This is a genomic window from Rosenbergiella sp. YN46 (genome assembly GCF_036620675.1).
Classification (GTDB): Bacteria; Pseudomonadota; Gammaproteobacteria; order Enterobacterales; family Enterobacteriaceae; genus Jejubacter.
The window spans coordinates 44,475-57,061 of the sequence record NZ_JAZHEE010000016.1; the positions used below are offsets into that span (position 1 = coordinate 44,475).

At 57.5% G+C, this 12,587-nt stretch carries 12 protein-coding genes and 1 pseudogene; 8 read left to right on the forward strand and 5 right to left on the reverse strand.

Going from position 1 to position 12,587, the window contains the following annotated elements; all coding sequences use genetic code 11:
* Positions 1 to 23: 23 nt before the first annotated feature.
* Positions 24 to 1,490 (reverse strand): IMP dehydrogenase, encoded by a 1,467-nt coding sequence (gene guaB, locus V3W49_RS13000; protein WP_500146001.1) that lies wholly within the window; start codon positions 1,488 to 1,490, stop codon positions 24 to 26.
* Between the two features lie 169 nt (positions 1,491 to 1,659).
* Between guaB and xseA the strand changes: the two genes are divergently transcribed.
* From xseA to V3W49_RS13015, 3 genes are all read left to right on the forward strand, one after another.
* Positions 1,660 to 3,033: an exodeoxyribonuclease VII large subunit gene (xseA, locus tag V3W49_RS13005; protein ID WP_500146003.1), complete on the forward strand. Its 1,374-nt coding sequence runs from the start codon at positions 1,660 to 1,662 to the stop codon at positions 3,031 to 3,033.
* A 71-nt stretch (positions 3,034 to 3,104) separates the two neighbouring features.
* Positions 3,105 to 4,130, forward strand: coding sequence for a M4 family metallopeptidase (locus V3W49_RS13010; RefSeq protein ID WP_500146004.1), 1,026 nt, complete (start codon positions 3,105 to 3,107; stop codon positions 4,128 to 4,130).
* Positions 4,130 to 4,483: a protealysin inhibitor emfourin gene (locus tag V3W49_RS13015; RefSeq protein ID WP_500146006.1), complete on the forward strand. Its 354-nt coding sequence runs from the start codon at positions 4,130 to 4,132 to the stop codon at positions 4,481 to 4,483. The genes V3W49_RS13010 and V3W49_RS13015 overlap by 1 nt, the downstream gene beginning before the upstream one ends.
* Here the strand turns inward: V3W49_RS13015 and V3W49_RS13020 are convergent.
* A complete protein-coding gene (locus V3W49_RS13020; protein WP_500146007.1) occupies positions 4,480 to 4,707 on the reverse strand; it encodes a zinc ribbon domain-containing protein in 228 nt (75 codons plus the stop codon). The genes V3W49_RS13015 and V3W49_RS13020 overlap by 4 nt on opposite strands.
* A gap of 30 nt (positions 4,708 to 4,737) precedes the next feature.
* Positions 4,738 to 5,400, reverse strand: coding sequence for an epoxyqueuosine reductase QueH (locus tag V3W49_RS13025; protein WP_500146008.1), 663 nt, complete (start codon positions 5,398 to 5,400; stop codon positions 4,738 to 4,740).
* A 174-nt stretch (positions 5,401 to 5,574) separates the two neighbouring features.
* On the opposite strand from V3W49_RS13025, the gene V3W49_RS13030 reads away from it, so the two are divergent.
* From V3W49_RS13030 to V3W49_RS13050, 5 genes are all read left to right on the forward strand, one after another.
* A complete protein-coding gene (locus V3W49_RS13030) occupies positions 5,575 to 6,546 on the forward strand; it encodes a LacI family DNA-binding transcriptional regulator (RefSeq protein WP_500146009.1) in 972 nt (323 codons plus the stop codon).
* 158 nt (positions 6,547 to 6,704) lie between these two features.
* Positions 6,705 to 7,526, forward strand: coding sequence for an inositol monophosphatase family protein (locus V3W49_RS13035; RefSeq protein ID WP_500146010.1), 822 nt, complete (start codon positions 6,705 to 6,707; stop codon positions 7,524 to 7,526).
* Positions 7,527 to 7,824: 298 nt separating this feature from the next.
* Positions 7,825 to 9,171, forward strand: a complete 1,347-nt coding sequence (locus V3W49_RS13040) for an MFS transporter (protein WP_500146011.1) — start codon at positions 7,825 to 7,827, stop codon at positions 9,169 to 9,171.
* Positions 9,172 to 9,205: 34 nt separating this feature from the next.
* Complete coding sequence (locus V3W49_RS13045; RefSeq protein WP_500146013.1) at positions 9,206 to 10,480, forward strand: histidine-type phosphatase; 1,275 nt, start codon at positions 9,206 to 9,208, stop codon at positions 10,478 to 10,480.
* 82 nt (positions 10,481 to 10,562) lie between these two features.
* Positions 10,563 to 11,237 carry an oligogalacturonate-specific porin KdgM family protein gene (locus tag V3W49_RS13050; protein ID WP_500146014.1) on the forward strand — a complete coding sequence of 225 codons (675 nt, stop codon included), beginning with the start codon at positions 10,563 to 10,565 and terminating at the stop codon, positions 11,235 to 11,237.
* A gap of 153 nt (positions 11,238 to 11,390) precedes the next feature.
* Here V3W49_RS13050 and V3W49_RS13055 read toward each other — a convergent pair.
* A pseudogene (locus tag V3W49_RS13055) lies at positions 11,391 to 11,780 on the reverse strand (KPN_00521 family repetitive protein); the annotation flags it as partial.
* 224 nt (positions 11,781 to 12,004) lie between these two features.
* On the reverse strand, positions 12,005 to 12,394 hold the full coding sequence (locus V3W49_RS13060; protein ID WP_500146015.1) for a hypothetical protein: 390 nt from the start codon (positions 12,392 to 12,394) through the stop codon (positions 12,005 to 12,007).
* Between the last annotated feature and the right edge of the window lie 193 nt (positions 12,395 to 12,587).

Consider the following 12,587-nt stretch of genomic DNA (forward strand, 5'->3'; position numbering starts at 1 on the left):
GCGCAGAGGCCGGGCGAGTAATATCAGGAGCCCAGACGATAGTTGGGGGACTCTTTGGTGATGGTCACGTCGTGAACGTGACTTTCCTGAATCCCCGCGCCGCTGATGCGTACAAACTCAGCTTTAGTCCGCAGGGCGTCGATAGTACCACAGCCGGTCAGGCCCATACAGGAGCGCAGGCCGCCCATCTGCTGGTGCACTATCTCTTTCAGGCGGCCCTTATAGGCGACTCGCCCTTCAATGCCTTCCGGCACCAGTTTGTCGGCGGCGTTGTCGCTCTGGAAGTAGCGATCGGAAGAGCCTTTGGACATCGCGCCCAGCGAGCCCATCCCACGGTAGGATTTAAAGGCGCGGCCCTGATAGAGTTCGATCTCCCCCGGAGACTCTTCGGTGCCCGCCAGCATGGAGCCGACCATCACCGCGCTGGCGCCGGCGGCGATAGCTTTAGCGATATCACCGGAGAAACGGATACCACCGTCGGCGATAACCGGAATGCCGGTGCCTTCCAGCGCCTCGACGGCGTCGGAAACGGCAGTGATTTGCGGAACCCCTACCCCGGTCACAATACGGGTGGTACAGATAGAGCCGGGGCCGATCCCCACTTTCACGGCGCTGACGCCGGCATCGGCCAGCGCGCGCGCGCCGGCGGCGGTCGCAACGTTGCCGCCGATGATTTGCAGATCCGGATATTTGGCCCGGGTTTCGCGAATTCGCTCCAGCACCCCTTCGGAATGGCCGTGTGAGGAGTCGATCAGCAGTACGTCGACACCCGCAGCGACCAGCGCGTCGATACGCTCTTCGTTACCGGCGCCCGCGCCAACCGCAGCGCCGACGCGCAGACGGCCATGCTCGTCTTTACAGGCGTTCGGCTTACGTTCGGCTTTCTGGAAATCCTTAACGGTGATCATACCGCGCAGATGGAAGCCTTCGTCCACCACCAGCGCCTTCTCAACGCGCTTCTCATGCATGCGGGTCAGTACCACGTCGCGGGCTTCGCCTTCGCGCACGGTAACCAGACGCTCTTTCGGAGTCATATAGGCGCTGACGGGCTGGCTGAGGTCGGTCACAAAGCGCACGTCGCGACCGGTGATAATACCCACCAGCTCGTTAGCTTCGTTAACCACCGGGTAACCGGCAAAGCCGTTACGTTCGGTCAGCTCTTTCACCTCCTGCAGGGTGGTGGAAGGCAGAACGGTCTGCGGGTCGGTCACCACGCCGCTTTCGTGTTTCTTCACGCGCTTAACCTCTTCGGCCTGGCGCTCAATGGACATATTCTTGTGAATAAAACCAAGACCGCCTTCCTGCGCCAGCGCAATCGCCAGACGCGCTTCGGTCACGGTATCCATGGCCGCAGAGAGCATCGGAATATTCAGGCGAATGGTTTTGGTCAGTTGAGTACTGAGGTCGGCAGTGTTCGGCAGAACGGTGGAGTGTGCGGGAACCAGCAGAACGTCGTCAAACGTGAGTGCTTCTTTAGCGATACGTAGCATGGGCAATATCTCGACCTGGGGAGTTGGAGAACAGATAAAATATTGCCGCGGCATTATACAGGTGGTAATCGGTTGCATCTACATTTTTTTGCTAAAAAACTTGCCTTCACCTGTCGGAGCGGTACTATCGACTGAATAACCTGCTGATTTGGAATTTGATCCAGCTCACATGCCTTCGACTCTCCCCGCCTCCGTTTTTACCGTCACTCGTCTTAACCAGACGGTGCGCCAGCTGCTGGAACGCGAAATGGGCCAGGTCTGGATAAGCGGCGAAATCTCCAACTTTAGCCGCCCGGCTTCCGGCCACTGGTACTTCACGCTGAAGGACGACGGCGCCCAGGTGCGCTGCGCCATGTTCCGCAACAGCAACCGCCGCGTCACTTTCCGACCGGAACAGGGCCAGCAGGTGCTGATTCGGGCCAATATCACGCTCTATGAGCCGCGCGGCGACTACCAGATTATCGCCGAAAGCATGCAGCCCGCCGGCGATGGTCTGCTGCAACAGCAGTTCGAACGCCTTAAGCAAAAGCTTAGCGAAGAGGGTCTGTTCGATCCGGCGTTGAAGCAGGCGCTGCCCGCCCCGGCCCACCGGGTGGGGGTGGTGACGTCGAAATCCGGCGCCGCACTGCACGATATTCTGCATGTACTGAAGCGCCGCGATCCCTCGCTGCCGGTGGTTATCTACCCTACCGCCGTTCAGGGCGCCGAAGCGCCCGCGCAGATCGTACGCGCCATCGAACTGGCTAACCGCCGTAATGAGTGTGACGTACTGATCGTCGGGCGCGGTGGCGGTTCGCTGGAAGATCTGTGGAGCTTTAACGACGAACGGGTGGCCCGGGCCATTTTCACCAGTCGCATTCCCGTTGTCAGCGCCGTGGGCCATGAAACCGATGTCACCATCGCCGACTTCGTGGCCGATCTGCGTGCCCCGACCCCTTCAGCCGCAGCGGAGATCGTCAGCCGCAATCAGCAGGAGCTGCTGCGCCAGCTCCAGGGCCAACAGCACCGGCTGGAAATGGCGATGGACTATTACCTGGCCGGTTGCGCCCGGCGCTATGCCCAGGTGAATCACCGTCTGCAGCAGCAGCATCCGCAGCTGCGACTGGCCCGCCAGCAGACCGCACTTATCCGACTGCGCCAGCGAATGGACGGCGCCCTGGAGCAGCAAATGAAGCGCGCGAATGAGCGTCAGCTGCGTCTGGGCCGGCGACTTGACCAGCAGCAGCCGCTACCCCGTATCCATCGCGCCGCCAGCCGGGTTCAGAATCTGGAGTATCGGCTGTCTCAGACCCTGTCCCGACGCCTGAGCGCCACCCGCGAGCGCTTCGCCAGCGCCCTGACTCATCTGGAGGCCGTTAGCCCGCTGGCGACCCTTGCCCGTGGTTATAGCGTGACCTCCGCCGCTGACGGCAAAGTGCTGAAACAGACCGCCCAGGTACACGCTGGCGACAGCCTGACCACCCGCCTGGCGGATGGCTGGGTGGAAAGCCAGGTGACCCGCGTCACGCCCGAAAAAAAGCAACGCGCAAAAAAAGCCCCCTGAACCACCGGTACGTCTTCCGGCGGCTATACTTAAGCGACGTACCGGAAGGCATCCGATATCAGGGAGGCCATATGAGACGTAACCATTTTCCCGGCGTAATTCCACCCTATATCCTGGCCCGAATTATCACCCACGGCTCGGCGCCCCAGCAGCGCTGCGCTCTTCAGACGCTAACCCACGTACAGACGCTAATGGCCCAGGGCTACCCCCGGCAACGCCATGCCGCCGCTGGCGCTAAAGGCACGCTGACGCGCGATATCTACGACGCGAAGCATCAGGAACAGCTTCCCGGCGTATCAGCGCGTAAAGAGGGCCAGCCCGCCAGCGGCGACAGCGCCGTGGACGAAGCTTACGACTATCTGGGTATCACTCACGACTTTTTCTGGCGTGAATACCAGCGCGATTCGCTGGATAACCAGGGTATGTCGCTTATCGGCACCGTCCACTACGGGCAGGAGTATCAGAACGCCTTCTGGAACGGCCAGCAGATGGTATTCGGCGATGGCGACGGCGAAATTTTTAACCGCTTTACTATTGCTATCGACGTGGTGGCCCACGAGCTGAGCCACGGCGTAACCGAGCACGAAGCCGCGCTGGTCTATTTTGAACAGGCGGGCGCCCTGAACGAATCGCTGTCGGACGTGTTCGGCAGTCTGGTGAAGCAATATCACAGGCGCCAGCGCGCCGATGAGGCCGACTGGCTGATCGGCGCCGATCTGCTGGCGTCAGGAATTAACGGCAAGGGGTTACGTTCAATGTCCGATCCCGGCAGTGCCTATAACGATCCACTGCTGGGCAAGGATCCCCAACCTGGCCATATGAATGATTTTGTCAAAACCCGGGAAGATAACGGCGGCGTCCATCTGAATTCCGGCATCCCCAATCGCGCCTTTTATCTGGCGGCCAGCGCGCTGGGCGGCTACGCCTGGGAGCAAGCCGGACGCGTCTGGTACGATACGCTGTGCGACAGCGAACTGCCCCAGGATGCCAACTTCGCCACCTTTGCGCAACTGACTCTGAATCACGCCCGTCGGCGCTTTGACCACGCAGTCGCTGGCGCCATTGAGCAGGCGTGGAAAACAGTGGGCGTTCTGTAATGGAGATCTTTCCCGAACTGACCGATGACGCCATCGTAGAGCTGGCCCGTGAAGGCGGCTTTGCCTGGATTCCTCGCCTTTCCGCCCGGCGGCGCATCATACTGGCCACGCTCGACGAAGCGAGCCGCCGCCGGGTATGCGATATTCTGCGCCAGGTGCTGCCGCTGGGGCTGCCCCCCGGGCGCCCGAACTCCCCCGGCCGGGGCGACCAACGCTACTACCGGATCCAGATAACCTGGACCCGCCACGTCAGCACGCAGTATCAGGATCTGATCCTGCTGGTGCCGGAGGCTAGCGCCCCACCAGCGCTAAAAGATCTGTGGGAGCACGGCGAGGCGTGCGGCGATCTCTAATCACCGGCGCCGGGGGCAAAGATCACCCGCTTTTTCGAGATCAAACCATGACCGTTACGGCAAAAGTAATCCACCGCGCCGCAGGCTTTCAGCACTTCCAGCGGCTGATGGCATTCTGGGCAGCGCGCCTGCAGTTGAAAATCCCGCCCGCAGTCAGGGCAGTGGGCCCGCTCCCCCTCTTGTACCAGTAAACCTTCGCAGTCTGGACAATATTGTGCTTCCATCCGTTTCACCTCTGTTGCCGGGAGCTGACGTTACTCCGCATCGCTGTCGTCGCCATAGTAACGAACGCCTATCTTAATCAGCGGCCGCCCCTGATTCTTCCTGTGCAGATTAGTATCGCGTAATGAATAAACACAGCCGCAATACTCCTGCTGATAAAAACGCTCGCGCTTGCTGATTTCCACCATCCTTGCCGCACCGCCCTGCTTGCGCCAGTTATAGTCCCAGTAATGCATTCCGGCATAAGGCGCCACGGCGCGTCGCCCGCAGTCATTGATTTGCTGCATATTCTTCCAGCGTGAAATACCCAGCGAACTGCTGATGGCGCGAAAGCCGTTCTCCCAGGCGTACAGCGCGGTACGTTCGAAGCGCATATCAAAGCACATGGTACAGCGAACGCCACGCTCCGGCTCCCACTCCATCCCTTTTGCCCGCTCAAACCAGTTATCCGTATCGTAGTCGGCGTCGACAAAAGGTACGCCGTGCCGCTGCGCGAAGCGGATATTTTCCTGCTTGCGGATAAGATACTCTTTCTGCGGATGGATATTCGGATTGTAGAAAAAGATCGTGTAGTCGATGCCCGACGCCTGAATGGCCTCCATCACTTCCCCTGAACATGGCGCGCAGCAGGAGTGCAGTAACAGTTTATCGGCGCCGTCCGGAAGCGTCAGTACGGGTCTTTGCAGCGAGGTCATAGGGTAATCCTGGCTCAAATAAAATTTCGGGGGAAAGTGTATACGCAGGTCGCTACGCTGTCGAAGCCACGACGTCGGGAGTTTCGCATAAGCAAGCGATGCTTCCTATGAACGATAGATAGCACAGACCACTTCCAGTAGAGTAGAAGTCTGCTATCGTCCACCGGAGAAGCCATGAGCACCGAGAAAAAATGGGTTACTGCCAGCGATGTCGCCCGGCTGGCTGGTGTTTCCCGCTCCGCCGTTTCGCGCGCCTTTACCCCGGGGGCGTCCGTGGCGCCCGAAACCCGTCGCAGGGTGGAAGAAGCGGCCCGGACGCTGGGCTATCAGGTCAATATTCTGGCCCGCAGTATCAACAAAGGACGCAGCAATTTTGTCGGGCTGGTAACCGCGGGCTTCAGCAACGCCTTTCGCAACCAGTTGATCGGCCCCCTCACCCACCAGCTTGCGCGCCAGGGGCTGATTCCTCTGCTGGTTAACGCTGAAGATAGCTGCCAGCAAGCGCCCGGCCTGCGGGATCTGATGAGCTATCACGTCGCGGGGATTATTATGACTTCCGGCGCGCCGCCGTTGTCGCTGGCCCAGGAATATGTGGCCCGTAGCATTCCCGTAGTAATCATCAATCGCGACACCGACCTGCCGGGTACCGACGTGGTTTATAGCGATAACGTCGACGGTGCGCGTCAGGCCGCCCGCTGGTTGCAGCAGCGCGGCTGCCGCCATCCGGCGTTTATTGGCGAACAGCCCGCTAACTTTAGCACCCGACAGCGCCGGGAAGCTTTCTGTCAGGCGCTGAGCGGCGTTACCTGTATCGATGTTCACGGCAGCGACTACCATGCGGGATTCAACGCGATTGAGCCCTTAATCAGGCAACCGGGTATCGACGGCGTGTTCTGTGCCACCGATACCCTGGCTTTGGGATTGCGCGATGCCCTGGAACGGGGAAGGACGACTCCGACGCTACCGCTGATAGGCTTTGACGATATTCCGGAAGCCGGATATGCCGCCCGGCAGTTGACCACCCTGCGCCAGGATGTGGAACAGCTGGCCACTGAAGCCGTATCGCTGCTCATCCAGCGTATGGAAGACGAGAGTCGCCCGCCGGTTAAAAAGGTGATTCCCGTTCAGTTAATTGCCCGCCGCTAAGCGAAATTATTATTTTATTTACACAAAAACAGAATGTTTGTTTTATTTGGCAGGGATCACAGAACCGGGTCGGAAATGTGCCCATACTGCCTTCTGCCGGTCGGGCATTTTTTTAACCCTGAAATTGCACACGTGTGCAATCAAAAGGAAAACGACATATGACCACAGAATTACCCCCGGAAATCTCCGCGGAAATAGCGCGACGTTATCAGTTCGCCTGCGAACTGGCAGAGCGGGCGGCACAGCGGGCCATGACGTTTTACCGCAAGCGTCAGAAGCTTGCCGTAGAGCATAAAGGCAGTGACTTGCAGGATGTGGTAAGCCAGGCTGACCGTGACGTGGAAAATCTGGTTCGTGATACCCTGACCGCCACCTTCCCACATGACGGTTTCCTGGGTGAAGAAAGCGGCGGACAGCCCCGGGATTCGGAGTATCTGTGGGTGGTCGACCCTATCGATGGTACCGCCTGCTTTCTGAACGGCCTGCACACCTGGTGCGTCTCGCTGGCGATACTTTATCGCGGCGAACCTATCGTCGGCGTCGTGTGCGATCCCAACCACCAGGAGCTGTTTCACGCCTGCCGTGGCCATGGCGCTTTCCTGAACCAGGAGCGCATCAGGGTACACGGCGCCCATACGGTGCAAGAAGGGGTGATGGGCGTGGGTACTTCGCATCGGGTGAAGCCAGAAGATTTCGTCCCCTTTATCGGCCATCTGCTCGCTGCCGGCGGCATGTTCATTCGTAGCGGATCCGGGGCCTTGATGACAGCCCAGGTCGCCGCCGGCCGCCTGATTGGCTACTACGAACCGCATATGAATCCCTGGGATAGCCTGCCAGGGTTGGTTCTGGTACAGGAGGCGGGGGGCGTCGTCAATCGCTACCTGGAAGACGGCGGCCTGGCCCACGGCAATCCGGTATTAATGAGTACGCCAGCGCTCTATCCGCAGCTGGCGGAGATGATCGCCCAACCACTGAAGTAGCAGCTTCACAACCGGAATCCGGTTGTGACAAAACGGCGGCCAGAACAATAACAAGCCGCCGTTGAACGACGACGTTGGCTGATGTGCGACAGCGGAAAGTCACCTTTGTGCACAGATCAGGCTGCGGCAGGCATAGTGGTATGCCCAACTGAAACACTCTGATGCGCCCTGGCGGTATCGGAGCGGCGAAATGCGTCCGCAACGAAACGCCAACGCAAAACAGAGTCGATGACCTAAGGAAGAAGTCAGTGAACACATAGCCACGTTGATATTCAATCCCTACCGTGGAGTAAGAACAATGTCTGGTATCCTGGCTTTTTTTAAAGCATCTCCCGCAATTCGATCGCGAGGGGGATCTAACGAAAAGGCGTTCCGCCTGCTACGCTGGCGCACCTTCCTGGCGATGACCGTCGCCTATGTGATGTTTTACGTCTGCCGCCTCTCTTTCACCGTGGCCAAAAGCGCCCTGGTGGATTTGGGACTAACGCCCACCGATCTCGGAGTGATTGGCTCCGCTCTGTTCTTCACCTACGCCGTGGGCAAGCTGGTCAACGGCTTTCTGGCGGATCACGCCAATGTCGTGCGCTTTATGGCTTTCGGCCTGCTGCTGAGCGCCGTCATGAATCTGATGATGGGTGTAACCACTAACGTAGTGCTGCTGACGCTGTTTTGGGGCATTAACGGCTGGGCTCAGTCGATGGGCGTTGGCCCTTGCGCGGTATCGCTGGCGCGCTGGTACGGCGATCAGGAACGCGGTACTTTTTACGGTATCTGGTCCACCGCCCATAATATCGGCGAAGCGATGACCTACATCGTTATCGCCGCAGTCATTGCAGGCTACGGCTGGCATGCTGGCTACCTGACCACGGCCGCTCTGGGGGCGGTGGGCATCGTGCTGATTCTGTTTCTGATGTGTGATTCTCCTCAAAGCGCCGGCTACCCCGCTATGACGCCTCAGGAAGAAGATGATACCCACACCAGCGGTTCGGTACTGAAAAAGCAGCTGTTTTCGCTGCGTAATCCGGCTCTCTGGACTCTGGCGCTGGCCTCCGCCTTTATGTACGTCGACCGTTACGCTATTAACTCGTGGGGAATTTTCTTCCTGCAGCAGGCCAAACATTACAGCACCCTGGAGGCATCCGGTATCGTTGGGGTTAACGCCGTAGCCGGTATTGCCGGTACCCTTATCGCCGGCGTCCTCTCCGATCGCTTCTTTTCCAATAACCGCAGCATTATGGCGGCCCTGATCGGTATGCTGAATCTGGCGGGTCTGGCGCTGATTCTCTGGTTCCCTCGCCACTATTACAGCGATATCTGCGCCATGGTGCTGTTCGGCGCCTCTATTGGCGCGCTCACCTGCTTCCTGGGGGGGCTTATCGCGGTGGATATCTCCTCGAAGAAAGCCGCCGGCGCGGCGCTGGGCACTATCGGCATCGCCAGCTATGTCGGCGCCGGAGTGGGCGAATTTATTACCGGTGTTATCATCAGTAAAACGTCCGTTATCGAAGCGGGGCAAACGCTCTACAATTTCCATGCCCTGTCGATATTCTGGGTGGCGACCGGACTGGCCTCTGTGCTGATGTCCTGCATCACCGCCGCGATTGTTATCCGACGCAACAGCCTCAGGCACTCTGTCAGCGCCTGATTCAGGCCGACATCAAACCAATAAGGACAACAGCATGTTTAGATTACGTCAATTCCTGGCGGGGCTTTTTCTTGCCGCCATTTCCGCAGGCAGCGCACAGGCGGCTTCTTCCTGGACGCTGGAAAAAGTCGTGGAGGTCAGCCGCCACGGAGTTCGCCCCCCGACGCCGGGCAACCGTAGCGCCATGGAGGCCGGAAGCGGTCGCGCCTGGCCTGTCTGGTATAACCGCGACGGCGAGCTTACCGGTCACGGCTATGCCGCCGCCCTGCTGAAAGGCCGGGCCGAAGCGGAGAGCTTGCGCCAGCACGGTCTGTTGTCGGCGGGCTGCCCCGCCCCGGGCGATCTCTATGTCTGGGCCAGCCCGCTACAGCGTACCCGCGCCACCGCCAGGGCGCTGACCGATGGCGCCTTTCCCGGCTGCGGCGTCGCGATCCATGGCCTGAAGGGTGACCATGACCCGCTGTTTCACGCGCTGAAAATGGGACTGGTTACGCTGGATCCACAGCAGGCGAAGGCCGCTATCGATAAGGCGATGAAGGGCTCTCCCGAACAACTAAAACAGCGCTATGCCGGGGATGTCGCCCGACTGAAGCAGGCAGTCTGCGCTGGCGATAATTGCCCGGCCTTCGATGAGCCCTGGACGCCGCAGGTCAGCGCCAATGGCAAGGTCGCAATTCAGGGGCTGAATGTACTGTCGAATATGGCAGAGACCATTCGCCTGGGCTGGAGCGAAAATCTGCCGCCGGAACAGGTCGCCTTTGGGCATGCCCGTAACGCTGAAGAGGTCGCAGCCCTGATGCCGCTGCTCACCCTGCGATATAGTCTGACCAACGATATTCCGCTGGTGGCCCGGCGCGGCGGCTCGGTGCTGCTTAACCAGATAGCGCTGGCGCTACAGCCCGGTAAACGTGACCCAAAAGGGCCGCCCGAAGCGCGCTGGCTGCTGATTGTGGCCCATGATACCAACGTTGCGTTTCTGCGTACGCTGCTGGGCTTTAACTGGCAGCAGAGCAACTACCCGCAGGGCAATATTCCGCCGGCAGGCAGCCTGGTGTTCGAACGCTGGCGTGACAACGACAGCGGACAGCGCTATATCCGTATTCTGTTCCAGTCCCAGAGTCTGGATCAGGTTCGCAACCTGACGTCGCTGGATAACCAGCACCCGCTGCTGAAAACCGAGTATCGCGCCCCGGACTGCCGTAAAACCGAGGTCGGAACCCTCTGCCCGTTGGCCTCCAGCCTGGATCATATGCATAAGGCTATCGATTCAGACGCCCTGCCGGAGATCGACTGGCACTCTGAGTGGTAATAACAACTGACTGAACGCCCGCAGCGGAATCCTTCCCTGCGGGCCGCTTCGCCGCAATAGCGCGGCGCGGAGCCCATCCATCATGAAATACCTTATTTCGCTGCTGCTGTTCCTGTGCAGTGCGGTTCATCACGCCTGCGCGCTGGAGCTGAAGTATTACCATGAAATCGCCGATGTCGATAAGATCCATAAAGAAAGCCTGGGTATCAGCCATAGCTTTTCCGGCGGCTTCGGTGCAGGTCTGGAATATAAACGTTCTGCCCGGTCCCCAGGAGTCGCCGCATGGAGCCACGACGGCCACGATGAATTAAAATATCACTTGAAGCAGAAATTTCATTTGTCCTCATTGCTGGATGTCACTCCGGAAATGGGCTGGAGCAGAAAAACCAATTCCCGTAAATATAAACCACAGGTGAAATTGAGCTATCACTATAGCGATCGTCAGAAACTATCGCTGATGTATCGCTATGAGATAAAAAGGACTACAGGCAAAGCGCGTAAGCAGACCCAAATCTGGCAGTTAATGAACGGCTACAAAATAGCCAGAACGACCCTAAACTACGGGATTAAATATAAGAAAAGCAACCAACCGCTGTATCGCAAGCACCGGGAAGACGCAGAAGGGAAACTGCAAGTCAGCTACCGGCTTACCAAAAGTCTGGCACCATTTATTGAGTTAAAAAATACCTCTGTTTCCAGCAGCAGCGCGCATCGCCAGACAATGCTGAAAGTGGGTTTTGTCTGGCAGATGCTATAAACACGACAGCCCACGCATTGCGTGGGCTGTTAATGTTCCGAATCAGTATGATTATTCGGTCACTTTTTTCTTCAGATCTTCAGCGCCTTCTTTGGTTTTATCCCAACCTTTCTCTGCGCCTTCTTTGGTCTTATCCCAGGCTTTTTCAGACCCTTCTTTGGTCTTATCCCAGGCTTTACCTGTACCTTCTTTTGTCTTATCCCAGCCCTTCTCAGCGCCCTCTTTCGTCTTATTCCAGCCCTTCTCGGCGCCTTCTTTGGTGCTGTTCCAGCCCTTTTCAGTGCCTTCTTTGGTCTTATGCCAGGTTTCCTGAGATTTTTCACTCACCCTGCTGCCCATGGTGTCACTTTTCCCTTCTGCTGCGTGCTCCGACTTCAGCTTCAGCTCCTCGCCTTTATTCTGCGCCTGATGCAGCTTCTCTTTTGCCGCGTTAGCGCCCTTATGCGCTTCGGCAACGGTTTCATCGGATGCATGTGTAATCGTGTTAGCAAACACCGGAGCGGCCAGGAAAAGCGCAGACAGCGCGACGATTGTTTTTTTCATAGTTCCCTCATCTACAGACGTATGGATGTCATACCTGTCAATCATGACACAGGTATCACGGCGTGTAGTTAAGAATAGACTGTAAATAACGGACTGTCCGAATTTAGGAGATATCTGTTACAAATTAATGAGGGGCGAACCAGCATCTACAATGCAGAGCTAAAACCACTTTAAAGATACAATAAAAAACCCACCTGATGCTGGAGGTGGGCTACGGATTAACGTTATTTTTGTCTCGCACAGCGATCGCGATATATCTTTGTTTGCCTTGCCGCTACGATATCTGCAAAAACATGCTTAAAAGGAATAGTATAGGTTACCCCCTTAGAGAAGGTTCCCTTAGACTTCATTTCCAGCACCACCAGGAATGGTTGATAGCCATCATAAGCGCCAAACATGTTCTTGCCATTGATCTCTCCACAGACAGTGCCCCTGAGGGTACCATCCGGTTTCTCTTCTTCCTGCACATAATATACATTGCGGAATTTCGTCGTTTCAGGATCGTTCATATCATTGGCTACCGCGGCCTGTGCCAGCTGCATTGCCTTCTCTCCCCCCGGTTTACAACCCGTCAGAAAAAGTGGCAACAGGCAAAAGATAAGGAACTTCTTCACATCCATAACCCCGTCGGTTATCAGCAGATGATTAATTCTGACACAAAGAAAACGTAGCTTCATGTTAAGCGATCAAATTTCATGGCAATCTTTTTGCTGATAGTTTAACCGCCAGTGCAGAACAATACATCGTATAAACATGCCTATATATCTCCCATGCTGCCAGAGTTATGATTATGTGTGCCCTTTACCT